This window comes from Actinospongiicola halichondriae, assembly GCF_049103745.1.
Classification (GTDB): Bacteria; Actinomycetota; Acidimicrobiia; order Acidimicrobiales; family Salinilacustritrichaceae; genus Salinilacustrithrix; species Salinilacustrithrix halichondriae.
The window spans coordinates 2,669,229-2,684,594 of sequence record NZ_CP171622.1 but is presented as its reverse complement, the minus strand read 5'-3'; the positions used below and the strand labels follow the sequence as shown (position 1 = coordinate 2,684,594).

Annotated in this window: 14 protein-coding genes; 10 read left to right on the top strand and 4 right to left on the bottom strand. The window is 68.5% G+C overall.

The genetic code is table 11. From position 1 onward, the window contains the following. The first annotated feature begins 12 nt into the window (after positions 1 to 12). Together AB8619_RS13180 and ligA are read left to right on the top strand one after the other, a co-directional pair. Positions 13 to 1,023, top strand: a complete 1,011-nt coding sequence (locus AB8619_RS13180) for a hypothetical protein (RefSeq protein ID WP_436793089.1) — start codon at positions 13 to 15, stop codon at positions 1,021 to 1,023. A gap of 30 nt (positions 1,024 to 1,053) precedes the next feature. Further along, positions 1,054 to 3,114, top strand: a complete 2,061-nt coding sequence (gene ligA, locus AB8619_RS13175; protein WP_436793088.1) for an NAD-dependent DNA ligase LigA — start codon at positions 1,054 to 1,056, stop codon at positions 3,112 to 3,114. A 30-nt stretch (positions 3,115 to 3,144) separates the two neighbouring features. On the opposite strand, the gene AB8619_RS13170 is transcribed toward ligA, so the two are convergent. After that, positions 3,145 to 3,654 (bottom strand): hypothetical protein, encoded by a 510-nt coding sequence (locus AB8619_RS13170; RefSeq protein ID WP_436793087.1) that lies wholly within the window; start codon positions 3,652 to 3,654, stop codon positions 3,145 to 3,147. Further along, positions 3,651 to 4,010, bottom strand: coding sequence for a hypothetical protein (locus tag AB8619_RS13165; protein WP_436793086.1), 360 nt, complete (start codon positions 4,008 to 4,010; stop codon positions 3,651 to 3,653). Before AB8619_RS13165 ends, AB8619_RS13170 begins: the two co-directional genes overlap by 4 nt. A gap of 100 nt (positions 4,011 to 4,110) precedes the next feature. On the opposite strand from AB8619_RS13165, the gene AB8619_RS13160 reads away from it, so the two are divergent. The 3 genes from AB8619_RS13160 to AB8619_RS13150 all read left to right on the top strand — a co-directional run bounded on the left by AB8619_RS13160 (position 4,111) and on the right by AB8619_RS13150 (position 8,699). After that, positions 4,111 to 6,036, top strand: a complete 1,926-nt coding sequence (locus tag AB8619_RS13160; protein WP_436793085.1) for a protein kinase domain-containing protein — start codon at positions 4,111 to 4,113, stop codon at positions 6,034 to 6,036. A gap of 79 nt (positions 6,037 to 6,115) precedes the next feature. Next, the gene (locus AB8619_RS13155; RefSeq protein ID WP_436793084.1) at positions 6,116 to 6,985 is read left to right on the top strand and encodes an SDR family oxidoreductase; all 870 of its coding nucleotides are present in this window, start codon (positions 6,116 to 6,118) and stop codon (positions 6,983 to 6,985) included. A gap of 184 nt (positions 6,986 to 7,169) precedes the next feature. Continuing rightward, entirely contained in the window at positions 7,170 to 8,699 is a 1,530-nt protein-coding gene (locus tag AB8619_RS13150) for an MFS transporter (RefSeq protein WP_436793083.1), read from the top strand. Positions 8,700 to 8,718: 19 nt separating this feature from the next. Here the strand turns inward: AB8619_RS13150 and AB8619_RS13145 are convergent, their stop codons facing one another. Then, complete coding sequence (locus AB8619_RS13145) at positions 8,719 to 9,120, bottom strand: SCP2 sterol-binding domain-containing protein (RefSeq protein WP_436793082.1); 402 nt, start codon at positions 9,118 to 9,120, stop codon at positions 8,719 to 8,721. Positions 9,121 to 9,187: 67 nt separating this feature from the next. Then, positions 9,188 to 9,832: a TetR/AcrR family transcriptional regulator gene (locus tag AB8619_RS13140; protein WP_436793081.1), complete on the bottom strand. Its 645-nt coding sequence runs from the start codon at positions 9,830 to 9,832 to the stop codon at positions 9,188 to 9,190. Positions 9,833 to 9,907: 75 nt separating this feature from the next. Here AB8619_RS13140 and AB8619_RS13135 point away from each other — a divergent pair, with 75 nt between their 5' ends. The 5 genes from AB8619_RS13135 (at position 9,908) to AB8619_RS13115 (ending at position 15,331) form a co-directional block, all read left to right on the top strand. After that, a complete protein-coding gene (locus AB8619_RS13135) occupies positions 9,908 to 10,213 on the top strand; it encodes a 4Fe-4S dicluster-binding protein (RefSeq protein WP_436793080.1) in 306 nt (101 codons plus the stop codon). Between the two features lie 150 nt (positions 10,214 to 10,363). Next, the gene (gene cpaB / locus AB8619_RS13130; RefSeq protein ID WP_436793079.1) at positions 10,364 to 11,140 is read left to right on the top strand and encodes a Flp pilus assembly protein CpaB; all 777 of its coding nucleotides are present in this window, start codon (positions 10,364 to 10,366) and stop codon (positions 11,138 to 11,140) included. Position 11,141: 1 nt separating this feature from the next. Beyond that, positions 11,142 to 12,011: an AAA family ATPase gene (locus AB8619_RS13125; protein ID WP_436793078.1), complete on the top strand. Its 870-nt coding sequence runs from the start codon at positions 11,142 to 11,144 to the stop codon at positions 12,009 to 12,011. 3 nt (positions 12,012 to 12,014) lie between these two features. Then, positions 12,015 to 13,409 carry a CpaF family protein gene (locus AB8619_RS13120; RefSeq protein ID WP_436793077.1) on the top strand — a complete coding sequence of 465 codons (1,395 nt, stop codon included), beginning with the start codon at positions 12,015 to 12,017 and terminating at the stop codon, positions 13,407 to 13,409. Beyond that, positions 13,406 to 15,331 carry a type II secretion system F family protein gene (locus AB8619_RS13115; protein WP_436793076.1) on the top strand — a complete coding sequence of 642 codons (1,926 nt, stop codon included), beginning with the start codon at positions 13,406 to 13,408 and terminating at the stop codon, positions 15,329 to 15,331. The genes AB8619_RS13120 and AB8619_RS13115 overlap by 4 nt, the downstream gene beginning before the upstream one ends. Positions 15,332 to 15,366: the final 35 nt, after the last annotated feature.

The window sequence follows — 15,366 nt, the reverse complement described above, 5'->3', positions numbered from 1 at the left end:
GGTGAATCGGTCATGAAGGCCGTCAACCTGCGGGTCGGGACCGCCTCCGCGATCGGCAGCCTGCCCCACCGTCAGGTGGATGCCGCGGTCTCCGTCGCCCTCGCTGCCTGCCCTGATCTTCCCGCTGCGCCGTCGCTTCCGCGCCTCGATGCTCGTGAGGGGATGCTGTCGCAGGGCGCCTGGGGCCTCCGCGGCGTCACCATCGCCGAGGACGGCGTCATCCAGGTCACCGGCGAACTCGATCCCGGGAATCCCTTCGGCGACGAGGGCCCCGGCATCGCCGGTCCGGCCTTCGGAGGCACCCGAGCGTTCCTCGAGGCGACACGCCATCGAACTGCGCCCATCAAGCTCCAGGTGACCGGTCCGGTCACGCTCGCGCTGGGCCTGATCGAAGCCGGCGTCCATGCCGACCGGGCGTTCGCCACCGCCGGTGCCGCCGTCCGCCAACGGGCCGTCGCGCTGCTCGATGAGGCCACACGGGTCGCGCCGCTCGCCGCCAAGGTCGTGTTCGTCGACGAGCCCGGCCTCGTGGCCCTGTCGCACGTCGACTTCCCCGTCCCGGCCGACCACGCCGTCGACCTGGTCTCGGGCACGCTCGCCGCCATCGAGCCCTACGCGGTGACCGGCCTCCACTGCTGCGGAGAGACCGACTGGCGTCTGGCGCTCGCGGCCGGCCCGCAGATCGTCTCGATGCCCACCGATGCGAGTGTGATCGACCACGCCGGTGCGCTGGGTGTGCACCTCGACCGCGGTGGCTGGGTCGCCTGGGGCGCCGTCCCGACCAACCGGCCGATCGGGAGCGAGCCGTCGCTGCTGTGGCGGGCGCTCTCGGAGACCTGGTGCGAGCTCGTGCAGCGTGGCTGCGACGCCCTCCGCCTGCGCGACCAGGCGCTTGTGACCCCGGAGTGCGGGCTGGCGAACCACGACACCCTGCAGGCCGAGCACCTCCTGTCGCTGTCGGTCGAGTTGGCCGAGCGTGTCCGGCGCCAGTCGTTCGGGGTTCGTCTCGCCGTCGGGGCGTGACCGTCACCCCCGGCGCGTAACTTCACCAGGGTGAGCAACCCGCCCGAAGAAACGGTCCATCGCGTCGAGGCGCTGCGGAACGAACTGCTCGAGCACAACGAGCGGTACTACGTCGATGACGCCCCGCTGATCAGCGATGCTGACTACGACGCGCTGGTCGCCGAGCTGCGAGCGATCGAGGAAGAGTTCCCTGCACTCGACAGCCCCGACTCGCCCACGCATCGCGTCAGCGGCCGACGGTCGGAGACGTTTGCGCCGGTGGTCCACTCGACGCCCCTGTTGAGCCTGGACAACGCCTTCGACCCCGACGAGCTCCGGGCCTGGGAGGACCGCGTCCAGCGGCGCCTTGGGGTCGGTGAGGGCGACGCACGGATCGATCTGGCGCACGTGTGCGAGCTGAAGATCGACGGGGTCGCGATCTCGCTGCGCTACGAGGACGGTCGTCTCGTGCAGGGAGCGACCCGCGGCGACGGCAAGGTCGGCGAGGACGTCACCGCCAACGTGCGCACCATCGAGTCGATCCCCGTCACCCTCCCGAAGGGGGCACCCCGCGTCCTCGAGGTGCGGGGCGAGGTCTACATGAGTTCGGCCGCCTTCGAGGCGCTCAACGAGCGGGCCGCCGCCGAAGGCCACGCGCCCTACATCAACCCACGCAACTCCGCCGCCGGTTCCCTCCGTCAGAAGGACCCGGCCGCCACGGCCGAGCGCGACCTGTCGATGTGGTGCTACCAACTCGGCGCGGTCGAGGGCGGGCCGACGCTCGCGAAGCACGAGGAGACGTTCGACCTCCTGCGCGACCTCGGCTTCGCCGTGAACCCCGAGATCCGCGTGGTCGACACCATCGACGACGTGATCGCCTTCTGCCAGCACTGGCAGGACCATCGCCACGACCTGCCCTACGAGATCGATGGCGCGGTGGCCAAGGTGTCCGACCTGGCCGTGCGCGACCAGTTGGGGTTCACCGCGCGGGCGCCGCGATGGGCGATCGCCTACAAGTTCCCTCCGGAGGAGCGCACGACCCGGCTGCTCGACATCCAGGTGTCGGTCGGTCGCACCGGCCGGACGACACCGTTCGCGGTCCTCGAACCGGTCTTCGTCGGTGGTGCCAACGTCGAGCGAGCCACCCTGCACAACGAGGACCAGGTCGAGGCCAAGGACGTCCGCCCCGGCGACACGGTGATCGTGCGCCGAGCCGGCGACGTCATCCCCGAGGTCGTGGGTCCGGTGTTGGCGGCGCGGAAGAAGGGGCTCCGCAAGTGGACCTTCCCGACGACGTGCCCGTGTCCGCTCGAGTCGACCCTCGTCCGTCCGGAGGGTGAATCCGACACTCGATGCGTGCACCCCGAGTGCCCGTTCCAGATCCAGGGTGCGATCGAGTACTACGCCGGCCGCGGCAGCATGGACATCGAAGGACTGGGGGAGCGGAGCATCGCCCAGTTCCTCGACCTCGGGATCCTGACCGACATCGCCAGCATCTACGAGATCGACTTCGATCGGATCCTGGAGCTCGAGGGCTACGGACAGACGTCGATCGACAACCTCCGGGACGCGATCGAGGCGTCGAAGGACCGCACGCTCGCCAACCTGCTCGTCGGGCTCAACATCCGCCATCTCGGTCCGTCGGCGTCCGAGGCGCTCGCCGAGCACTTCGGCCACCTCGACCGGATCATCGAGGCCACGACCGCCGACGACGGGGTCGATCAGGTGGCCGCGATCGACGGGGTCGGCACCAAGATCGCCGAGACCGTGTGTGCGTGGTTTGCCCAGGAACCGAATCGGGCGCTGCTCGAGCGACTTCGTGCGGCCGGCCTGAACTTCGAAGGCCCGGAGAAGGTCGATGTGCCCCAGACGCTCGAGGGACGCTCGGTGGTGGTCACCGGGACACTGGCCAACTTCAACCGCGACGAGGTCGAACACGCCATCAAGTCGCGTGGCGGCAAGGCGCCGGGGAGCGTGTCGAAGAAGACGACGGCAGTGGTGGTCGGCGAGAGCCCCGGAGCCTCCAAGCTCACCAAAGCCGAGGAGTTGGGTGTGCCCGTCCTCGACGAGGCGGCCTTCGAGCACCTGCTCGAGACCGGCGAGTTGCCCTGAACGCAGCCGGCCCCAGAGGGCGCTGGTCGGTCAGGTGACGTCGAAGCACCAGGTCTCGACGCGTTCGGTCGCCGACCGCCCGCGGACCTGATCCCAGATCGTCGCCCGGATGCAGACGTCGCCGGACGGGAGACGCTCGATCACCTTGCCCTCGCCGGGTTCGAAGATCAGCTGGTTGAGGCTGGTGAACTCGACCTCGTCCTCGGGGAGCGGGATGGCGTCGCCGGAGTCGGGTTGGATGACCAGTTCGCCACGCCAGCCGGGTGACAGGTCGATCTCGATCGACTCCTGGGCGAAGGCCTCGGTCCCTCGTCCGGGCCGGATCGCCTCGACACCGTTGCTGATGGTGCTGGGCGTCACCGACTCGTTGCCGCCGGTCTCGGTTCCGGAGACCGTGACACCGTCGTCGTTGTCGGTGTCGGTCCGGAGTCCGGCGAGGACGAACCCGCCGATCGAGACGAACAGCACGACCACGATCACGACCTTCGTGCGCAGCGGGTAGCTGACGCCCGGGTTCTTCGTGGATGTGGGCTCGGTCATCGGATCTCCGGTGTGGGGAAGGCGTGCAACGACGAGAGCACGAGGACGTAGACGGCGATCACGCAGGCGACCAGGGACAGACGCAGCGCCATGGACCAGTCGGCTCCGATCGCCACGAGGATGCCGACGAGTTCGAAGAGCAGCAACCCGAGGGCGCCGCCGGCCCGGAGCCTGCGTGCCGACCATGCCAGGGCGATCTTCAGTGCGAAGATGCCTCCGACCAGGGCTTTCCCTCCGGGGCCGTAGTCGTCGCGTGCCACGACGAAGGCGATCTCGGCGATGGTCTCGACCAGCACGATCACGAAGACGATCGACAGCGCCAGCGGCGGCCGGGTCAGCGTGTCGGATCGGTCCATCCCGGGCAGTCTCGCAGCCGGGAGTCTCCTGTCCCCAGCACGTGCCTCATGCCACCGTGCCCTCCACCGCGGCTCCGCCGGAGGGTCCTATCGTTGATCCGTGGTCTCCACCCGCCTCTCCGACGAGGTCGGTCGCGTCGTCAACGGCCGCTACCGACTCGTCGCTCCCCTCGGCGCCGGCTCGTCCGCGCAGGTCTTCCTCGCCGACGACGTCAACCTCGGCCGCCAGGTCGCCGTCAAGATGCTCCAACCCGGGCTCGCCGAGGACGATCGATTCCTCCGCCGGTTCCGCACCGAGGCTCAGACGGTGGCCGCGATCAACCACCCGAACGTGGTCGTCGTCCACGACTGGGGCGAGGACGACGTCCCGTACCTGGTGACCGAGTACCTGGCCGGCGGCAGCCTCCGTGCGATCCTGCACGCTGCAGCAGCGGGCGAGGGTGAGCTCCTCTCGCCGTCACAGGCGCTGGTGGTCGGCCTCGACGTGTGCCGCGGTCTCGCCCATGCCCACAACGCCGGGCTGGTGCACCGCGATCTCAAGCCGGCCAACCTGCTCTTCGACACCGAGGGGCGGCTCCGCATCGCCGACTTCGGCCTGGCTCGGGCCATCGCCGAGGCGTCGGTGACCGAACCCGAGGGAGCGGTCATGGGCACGGCTCGCTATGCGGCGCCCGAGCAGGCCCGTGGCGAGCGACTCGACGGCAAGGCCGACGTGTACGCGCTCGCCGTCCTGCTGGTCGAGGCCGTGACGGGGGTGGCGCCGTTCGCGAGCGACACCACGCTGGGCACGCTCATGGCCCGCGTCGACAAGGACCTCGTGGTCCCGGCCGAGCTCGGACCGCTGCGTCCGGCGCTCGAACGGGCTGGCCGGCTGCACGCCGAGGACCGGCCCGATGCCGAGGAGCTGGGCATCCTCCTGCTGGCCGCATCGGAGCGCATGCCGGCGCCCGACCCGTTGCCGTTGGTCGGCGCTCTGGCCGAGGCCGACCAGGTGGTCGGGACCCCGAACGAAGCCGACCAGACGATGACGCTCCTCCCACTCGCCGGCGACGCCACGGTCGTCGACGAGGCGCCGGCGACGTCGTCGGGGTCGGGTTCGGGGTCGGACGTCTCCGGTGGCGACGACCCCGCTCCTGCCCGCAGTCGTCGGTGGCCGTGGGCGCTGGCCGCCGTCCTCCTCGTCGCGCTCGGCGCCGGCGGTTTCTTCCTGGCCCAACAGCTCCAGACGCCGACCCACGAGATCCCCGACCTCGCGGGACGCCAGATCGACGACATCGAGCTCATCGCCGAGGACAACGAGTGGGTGCTCGACGAGAAGAAGACCCGACGAGACGACACCGAACCGGGCGAGATCGTGTCGACCGAACCGGGAGCGGGTGAACGCCTCGCCGAAGGCGGGACCCTCGTCGTGGTCGTCTCCGAGGGCAACACGCTCACCGACGTCCCCACCGACGTCGCCGATCGCCCGCTCGACGACGTGCGTGTCGACTTCGAGGCCGCAGGGCTCGAGATCTCGACCACGGACGTGTTCGACGAGGACATCGTTGCCGGCAACGTCATCGGCGTCGACGGCGAGGTGGCGGTCAGCCTCCCCAAGGGCGAGTCCGTCCCGCTGTTGGTGTCCAAGGGACCCGAGCCCCGCGTGGTGCCCGAGGTGCCCGACGGCGCGACGTTCGACGACGTGAAGAAGTTGCTCGACGAGGTGCAGTTGGTGGCGAAGAAGGCCGAGGAGTTCAGCGACGACGTCGACAAGGGCGTGGTGATCTCGTTGTCGGAGGAATCGGGCAGCGAGTTGGCCCGTGGCGCCACCGTGACGGTCGTCGTGAGCAAGGGCCCCGACGTCGTCGACGTGCCGCAGATGAAGGGGATGTCGCTCGCCGAGGCCGAGGATGCGCTCGAGAAGGCCGGGCTGGTCCTGGGCGAGTTCGTCGGCGGCGGCGCCAAGAGCGAGGTCGTCGCCTCGGACCCCGAAGCCGGCACCTCGGTGCCCCGAGGCAGCAAGGTGAACCTGCTGCTCAAGAAGTGACCGCAGGCTCCCAGACTTGACCAGCGAGTCGTGCGACCACCATGGTTCGCACCGGGACGCTTGAGAAGGGACCGACCCAGTGGGATCGCTCGACGGCAGGATCACGATCATCACCGGGGCAGGCCGGGGGCTCGGGCGTGCGCATGCGCGCCTGTTCGCGGCCGAGGGCGCATCGGTCGTCGTGAACGATCTGGGAGAGGACGGCCACGACGCCGCCGCCGAGGTCGTGAGCGAGATCGAGGCTGCCGGCGGCACGGCCGTGGCCAACCATGACGACGTGACCGACTGGGAAGGCGGGCAACGTCTCGTCGCTGCCGCGGTCGACACCTTCGGTGGGCTGGACGTGCTGGTCAACAACGCCGGAATCCTGCGCGACCGAGCACTGGTCAACATGACCGAGGCCGAGTGGGACGACGTGACCAACGTCCACCTGAAGGGCCACTTCGTCCCGACGCGCTTCGCCGCCGCCTACTGGCGCGAGCAGTCGAAGGCCGGCACGCCCCGGGCTGCCAGCGTGATCCACACGTCGTCGACGTCCGGCCTCCTCGGCAACCCCGGCCAGACCAACTACGGGGCGGCCAAGGCCGGCATCGCGTCGTTCTCGTCGATCTGCGCCCAGGAACTGGGCCGATACGGCGTCCGCTCCAACTGCATCGTCCCCGCCGCCCGGACCCGCCTCACCGAGGCCACCCCCGGGCTGTCCGACATGGTGGCGGCACCCGGTGCCGGCGGCGGGTTCGACGTGTGGGATCCGGCCAACGTCTCGCCGGTGGTGGCGCACCTGGCCTCGGTGGACTCGACGGTCACCGGTCGCACCGTCTTCGTCCAGGGTGGGACCATCCGGCTGCTCGACGGATGGCGCTTCGGTGAGGGCATCGAACAGGAACAGCGCTGGTCGCTCGAGGACCTCGCGCGTGAATTCCCGACACTTGCCACAAATGCACAGTGATGCGAGCTCGTCTCGTCTGAGCGGCATGAGCTGCCGATAACATCGGCGACGAACCGGGTCGGTCCCGGTGGGACGGTCTGCCGGACGCGGTGATCCCCAGCCACCGCGACGAGGCGGCCGTCCCACCCGGATCGACCCCTTCGCACTTCGGTCGCAGCGGCTCCGCAGGGTTAGTTTCCGTCCGGTGTCAGGACCCCGGGACCACCTCGACGAGCTGAGCATCGACGCCCCGGGCGTCGACGAGGTCGCGGTCTTCGCCTGGCCGGTCCTGTTCCGCGAGCGGCTCCAGGGCCGGCTCCAGGAGTCGCCCAAGTACCCGTGGCTCGTCCTGTGCACCGTCCTCTTCGGGCTGTTCAGCGTCGGCTTCACGATCACGATCCTGTCGGTGTCGATCCCACGCATCGCAGGTGACCTCGGCAGCAACGAGTCGACCCTGACCTGGCTCGTGACCGGGCCGATCCTCGCCTTCGCCGTGTTCGGGCCCAGCGCCGGCAAGCTCGGCGATCTCCGTGGCCAGCGGCGGGTCTATGCCTGGTCCATGGGCTGCGTGATCGTGTTCGCCGCGCTCACGGCGTTGTCGTGGAACGCTGCCAGCCTGCTCGCGTTCCGGGTCCTGGGCGCGGCGACCGGTGCTGCCGTGGGTCCGACGTCGTTGGCGTTGATCAACCGACTGTTCCCTCGCAACCGTCGAGCACAGGCCATGGGGTACTGGTCGATGGTCGCGGCCGGCGGCCCGGTGATCGGTGTGGTCGCCGGCGGCCCGATCGTCGAGGCCTTCGGCTGGCGTTGGATCTTCGCCGGCCAGGTTCCCCTGACCATCGCCGGCCTGTTGCTCGCCCTCGCGGTGCTTCCCGAGACCGAGCGGATCGAGACGGTCGGCTTCGACCTCGCCGGTGCGGGTGCGCTCGCCGTGTCGGCGACGTCGTTCCTCTTCGCCGTGAACCGTGGCCCAGTGGTGGGTTGGGCGTCACCGATCGTGATCGGCGGATTCCTCCTCGCACCGCTCATGGCCTGGTTGTTCGTCCGGATCGAGGCGGCGACGAGCGACCCGCTGCTCCCGCTCGAGTACCTGCGACGCCGGAACTTCTCGATCCCGATCCTGACGCAGGTCTTCACCAACTTCGCCTACATGGGTGGCTTCGTGATCACGCCGCTGCTGCTCGAGGGCGTCTTCGGCTACGGCGAGACCAAGTCGGGCTCGTTGCTCATCTCTCGGCCCCTGGCGTTCGCGATCTCGGGACCGCTGTTCGGCTACCTCGCGGTGCGGACCGGCGAGCGGTTCGCTGCCGTCGGGGGTGCGCTCGCCGTGTTTGTCTCGATGATCGGGTTGTCGACGCTCGGCGTCGGATCGTCCGACCTCGTGGTCGTCGGGTCGCTCGCGCTCTCCGGTGTCGGCCTCGGCATGTCCGCACCGGCGCTCGTCGCCTCGATCGCGAACACCGTCGACGACTCCGACCTGGGTGTCGTCGGCGCGATGCAGCAGATGATGACCCAGTTCGGGGTCGTGGTCGGCATCCAGGTGATGCAGGCGACGCAGGCGGCTCGAGAATCCGTCGTGGGGGAGGAGGCGGCGTTCCGTGACGCCTACCTCGTCGGCGCCGGCGCAGCGTTCGTCGGGCTCGTCTTCGCGGTGTTCGTCCGCTCGAGCGCCCACGACCACACCGCGCCGGGAAACGACGACGGGGCTGAGGACTCGGTCCCCAGCCCCGCGTGATGTCGTTCAGTCGGTAGCGCTACTCGGTGATGGCAGCGATCTTCTCTGCGATCTCGAGCTGCGCCTCGTCCGGGGCGGCGGTCTGCATGGCCATCATCTTGGTCATGTCGCCCTGGACCTTGATCTTGCCGGACATGAACGCCTGCATCCCGGCCTGCGGGTTGCCCTCGACGAAGATCGCCTTCGCCGTCGCGTAGTCCACGGTCACGGTGAGGTCTTCGCCCTCGAGATGGCCGGTGTCCATGTCCAACTCACCGCTGGTGGTGTCCATGTGGGCGTTGATGTCGGAGTCGCCGAAGGGCACCTCGGTGACGATGAGATTCATCTTCATGACGTGAGGAACGGCAGCGCCGGGGCTCTCCTCGCGGATGGCCTTGGCGGCGGCGATCCACTCGTCGGACAGGAAGGGATAGGTGGCCACGAACAGCTCCTGGGTTTCGGTCGAACAGGTTGGAAACGGACGTTACCGTAATGCCGAGTCCGGACGCTCAGTCGAGCATCGCGGCAGCGACCTCACTGCTCGATGCCAGCGTCCGCACGACGCTCGCGGCGACATAGCGGGCCAGTTCGTCGACCTCGACGCCGAGACGCCCGGTCCGGTGGTAGTGGCTGTAGAACCCGACCGAGCCGACGACGCCCAATGCCAGCAGCGAGGCGTTCTCGTCGACGATCGAGCCGTCGGCCTGGCCGGCCTCGATCATGTTCTTCACGTCGCGGATGTGCTGGTTCGTCCCCTTCTGGCGGGATCGGTCCGACTCGCGACCGTTCTCGACTTCGAGGAGCGAGAAGAAGTGCGCATGCTCGGCCATGAACCAGACCGAAGCCTCCGCGCCCTGGCGGATCTGTCGCAGCGGCGGGGCCGACGGGTCGATCGCGGCGCCCTGATGCTTGCGCAACCGCAGCCGGATGTCGGTGGCGACCTCGCTGAAGAGCGCTTCCTTGTTCTCGAAGTACCAGTAGAAGAGGCCCTTGGCGACACCCGCCGCCTCGACGATGTCCTTGATGCGGGTCTCGGCGTAGCCGCGCTCGGCGAAGAGCGTGGCTGCGCAGTCGATGAGCTGCTGCTTCCGCTCTCGTCCCTGCGCCGTCAGCTGGCGATCAGGGTCCAGCGTGGGATCGGGCGCAGTGGACACAGGAGAAGTGAACCCGCCACTTGACCTCGCGGTCAAGCACGTCAACCGCATCTTGGCCGCTGCTACCCTCCGCTTGTGGCTGCCGGAACGCGTGCGGAACGCATGGAGACGCACGAGCGGAATCCCAAGTGGAAGAACCCCGCGCTCTACATCGACATGTCCATCTGCATCAACTGCGACACGTGCATCCGCCACTGTCCGCCGCAGTTCGGGGCGATCTTCAACCACGGCATGGACGTGATCATCATCCCGGAGCTCTGTTCGGGCTGCAACAAATGCATCGATCCGTGTCCGGTCGACTGCATCTACCCGATCGAAGAGACGGTCGAGACCCCACTCGACTGGTGGGAAGCTCCCCAGGACGACGACCCCTATCGCTGAGTTCGCCGGTCTCTCCCGGGCTGGAGGCTGATCTCCAGGTCGTGCCCAGTACCCGTGAACTGCCGGTCAGACGGCCAAATTCCTTCTTCAGATTCTCGTTTGTCTGCCGATGCAGTACTAGCGAATCGAACGATCCCAAAGGGGAATCTGGTGAAGAAGAAGCGTGTGAGCCTCATTGCTGCGGTCGCCCTCGTCCTGGTGGGAACCCTGGCGTTGGTGACCTACGTGAACAAGGCGGAGGACCGTGCACTGGCGGGCGAGGAGCTCGTCGACGTCCTGGTGCTCGACGCTGACGTCCCCGCGGGAACCGCAGCGAACGAGCTGCAGCAGTTCGTCCGCATCGAGTCGGTGCCGACGAAGGTGCAGGCCGCAGGCGCTCTGGCGGGCATCTCCGACGCCGACGGCATGGTCGTCGCCGTCGATCTGGTCCAGGGCGAGCAGCTGACGCAGAACCGTCTCGTCTCGGCCGAGGACTTCAATGCGCTCCAGGCCCGGGTGGGGCGCGGCGGCGGCTCGGTCGCGGTCCCCGAGGGACTTCTCGAGATCACGATCCCCCTCGACGGTGTCCGCACCGTCGGCGGCACGGTCCGCCCCGGCGACCTCGTCGGCGTCATCGCCTCGTTCTCCGGACTGCAGACCGAGGACGCCACGATCACCGGCAAGGACACCTCGGGCTTCCTGCTCCACAAGATCCTGGTCACCAACGTCCAGGGGGCCCCCGTCGCCGATCCGACCCGTACGGCCACGGCCGAGGAGCGGACCCCGACGGTCGCCGGCGCCTTGTTCGTGACGTTGGCCGTCGACGCAGCCTCGGCCGAGCGGATCGTCTTCGCCTCGAGCTACGGCGACGTGTGGCTCGCCATCGAACCGGCAGATGCTGGTGAGGCCGGGACCGCCATCCAGACCACCGATCGCATCTACGGCTGAGATGGACGCTGACACCTTGACCGCTTCTGGTGAGGAGACGAACCACGAGGCGACCCGAGGAGCAGCTGTGTCCGAAGGCGCAGGGCCTGCGCACCGCATCATCACCATCCTCTCGCCGAAGGGAGGAGCGGGGAAGACGACGGTGGGCACCAACCTCGCCGTCGCACTCGCTGCCCGGCACCCCCGCAAGGTGGTGCTGGTCGACCTCGACCTCCAGTTCGGCGACGTGGCGAGCGTGCTGCGTCAGCATCCGACGACGACCATCGGCGACATCGCTCGTCGCTGGCCGGTGGACAGCGCAAACCTCAAGCTCGCCCTGACGACGCACCCGAGCGGCATGTACACCCTGTGTGCGCCGCTCACGCCGGCCGAGGCCGACGATGTCACGTCGGTGCACGTCGCAGGCGTCCTGTCCGTTCTCCAGCGCTCCTTCGAGTACGTGGTCGTCGACACCGACCCCGGCCTCTCGGAGCGGGTGCTCTCGGCCCTCGACGTGTGTACCGACATCGTCATGGTCTGTGCCACCGAGCGCCCGTCGATCCAGGGTCTCGCCAAGGCGCTCCAGGCCCTCGACGTCATCGGGCTGACCGCGCCGACCCGACACTTCCTCCTCAATCGGGCCGACGCCAAAGTGGGCCTCGAGCTCGAGGAGATCGAGCGGACCGTCGGCGCCACGATCGACGTGCGGGTCCCCAGTTCGATCGACGTGGTCAAGGCCACCAACGGTGGGGTCCCCATCATGCAGTCGCGGTCGAACGACTCGATCGTCAAGGCCTTCGAGCAGCTGGCGGACAAGGTCGACAGCGACCGCGCCGGTGCCGCGGGCAGCGCGCCGACCGGTTCCCGACGACTCTTCAAACGGAAGGGCTGACCCGTGAAACTCGGCGAACGGGTGAAGCAGGCGTCGGAACCCCTCGACCTCTCGCTTCTCGAAGCACCACAGGCGAGCGAGGAATCGCACATCGCCGACGTCAAGATGACGGCCGCGCTCCTCGAGTCCGAGACGTTCTCGGAGTTGAAGGCGAAGGTCCAGGAAGCGCTCCTGCTGACCCTGGGCAACCGGGTCGGCGAGCCCGACATGGACGACGACGAGCTGAAGAAGCTCGCCGTCGCCGAGATGTCGAAGGTCCTCGAAGCCGAGGACATGCCGCTGTCGGTCGAGGAACGTGACCGCCTGGTCGACGTCATCAACGCCGACCTCCTCGGGTACGGGCCGATCCAGCCGCTGCTCGCAGATCCGAGCGTGTCGGAGATCATGGTCAACGGCACCAAGTCGATCTACGTCGAGAAGAACGGTCGCCTCACCCAGGCCGACATCCGCTTCAGCGACGAGACCAGCCTGCGCAAGGTCATCAACCGGATCGTCGCCCCCCTCGGCCGTCGCATCGACGAGTCGTCGCCCATGGTCGACGCCCGTCTCCCCGATGGATCTCGTGTCTGTGCGGTCATCCCCCCGCTCGCTGTCGACGGCTCCTCGCTCACCGTGCGGAAATTCGCGGTCAAGCAGTTCACCGCCGAGGACCTGATCGAGAACTCGAGCGCCTCGATCGAATCGCTCTACATGATCGCCGCCTGTGTCCACGCCAAGCTCAACATCCTGGTGAGCGGCGGCACCGGCTCCGGCAAGACGACGCTCCTCAACGTGCTGTCGTCGTTCATCCCTGAGGGCGACCGGATCGTCACCATCGAGGATGTCGTCGAGCTCCAACTCCGCCAGCACCACGTGATCCGCCTCGAGACCCGACCGGGCAACGCGGAGGGCAAGGGCGAGATCGCCATCCGCGACCTGGTCCGCACCTCGCTGCGCATGCGCCCCGACCGCATCGTCGTCGGCGAGTGTCGTGGCGGCGAGGCGCTCGACATGTTGCAGGCGATGAACACCGGCCACGCCGGCTCGCTCTCGACGCTGCACGCCAACACCCCGCGTGACGCCATGACCCGTCTCGAGACCATGGTGCTCATGGCCGGCATCGACTTCCCGATGGCCGCCATCCGTCAGCAGATCGCCGGCGCTGTCGACGTCGTCGTCCAGATCGGGCGGCTCCGTGACGGCTCTCGTCGCGTGACCTCGATCTGTGAGGTCGGTCGCGTGCGTGGTGACGAGATCGAGGTCACGCCGGTCTTCGACTTCGACCACTCGCCCGGTTTCGACGCCGACGGCAAGGTGCTCGGCAGCCTCAAGCCCACCGGCTATCGGCCGGTGTTCGTGGACCACATCCATGACATGGGCATCGAGTTCGAGGAACGCATCTTCGGAGGAGACAAATGATCCGATTCCGTGGAACGCACCGACCGGGACGTGCTGCAGCACGCCTGCTGGCCGCAGCCACACTGCTCTCGCTGTCCGTCGCCGCGCCGTTCGCCGGCGTCGCTACGGCGCAGACCGACGAGCAGCTCGTGCTCGAGAACGTCGACGCAACCGGCTTCCCGCTCGTCCGCGCCGTGGTCTCCGGACCGTCGGTCGACGGCGAGCTCGACGACGCATTCCTCGTCACCGAGGACGGCGAGGAGGTCTCGCCCGACGTCGTGCGACTGCGCGGCGACGAGCTCAACGTGGTCCTGGCCCTCGACGTGTCGGGATCGATGGAGGGTGAACCCCTCGAACGAGCCAAGGCCGCCGTCGGTGCGATGCTCGACACGCTTCCCGAGACGGTCCCCGTCGCCGTCGTGAGCTTCGGCGACGGCGCGGTGTTGCAGAGCACCTTCACGACCGACCGTCCGGCGACGCTCGGCTCGGTCGACGCGCTCATCGCCGCCGGCGGGACAGCGCTCTACGACGGCATCGAGCTGAGCCTCGCCCAACTCGATGCACAGGGAGGGACCGGTGCCCTCGTCGTCCTCGCCGACGGCGCGGACTCGACCAGTGGCCGGACGCTCAACGACACCGTCAGTCGGTTCTCGTCGACCGAGGTCGCGGCGTCGTTCGTGGCGCTCGAGACCGAGGACTTCAACGGTGAGACCTTCACGGCGATGAGCGATGCCTCGGCCGGCCGGGTGCTCACCGTCGACGACGCCTCGGGGTTCACCGAGGCGCTCCGCGACGTGGCCGCCGGGCTCGGCAATCTCTACGAGGTCCGGTGGCGGTCGGCGTCGACGGGTGAGACCGCTGGTGTCGAGATCGCACTCGCCTCCGATCCCAGCCAGACGGTCGGTACCGAGTTCGAGCACGAGGCGGTGCGCCAGTTCGTTCCCGAGATCGCGACCGACTCCCGGACTGTCGGCGACGCGGGGATCTTCGCCTCGAGCCTCGTGCCCGTCGCCGCGGCGCTCTTCGTCAGCCTCGGCGCATTCATCCTGATCGCGGGCATGCGCAACTCCGAGGGCGCGGTCGAGCGCCGCGAGGAGCGGAACCAGGACCGAGTCGCCCGCAAGGAAGAACGCAAGCGCCGGGTCAGCGGCATGCAGGAGCGCCTCGAAGGGCTGTCCGCCCAGATGCTCGAGGCCAACGACCGCGGTCGTTCGCTCGACGACACCCTGGACCGTGCCGGCCTGGCACTGCGGTCGAACGAGTTCGTGGTCGCCTGCGCCGCGATCACCCTTGCGTCACTCCTGGTCGGCGTGTTGCTCTTCGGCGTCCCGTTCTTCCTGCTGGCGTTGGTGGTCCCGGGCTTCGGCATCCCCTTCACGCTGAAGTTCCTCACGAAGCGGCGCACGAAGACCTTCGTCCGCCAACTCGCCGACACGCTCCAGTTGATGGTCGGCTCCCTGACCGCCGGCTACGGCCTCGGCCAGACGGTCGACTCGGTCGCCCGTGAGACCGACTCGCCGACATCCGACGAGTTCGCCCGAGTGGTCATGGAGACCCGCCTCGGCCGGAGCCTCGAGGACGCGCTCGATGCCATGTCGCTGCGGATCAACTCTCCGGACTTCGACTGGGTCGTCGACGCCATCAAGATCCAGGCGAGCGTTGGTGGCGACCTGGCCGAGATCCTCGAACAGGTCGGCGAGACCATCCGGGCACGGGTGCGGATCAAGCGCCAGGTCGACGCGCTGACGGCGGAGGGCAAGATCTCGGCCCTGGTGTTGTTCGTCCTCCCCTTCGGTCTGGCCGGGTTCATCTTCATGTCGAACCCCGACTACATCGAACCGCTCACCTCGTCGGGCATCGGCTACGTCATGGTCGGTACGGCGCTCACCATGCTCACCATCGGCGGCCTCTGGCTGCGCAAGCTCGTGAACCCGGAGTTCTGATGCGCACCTCGATGCCCACGCCCGCCCCGCTCGGA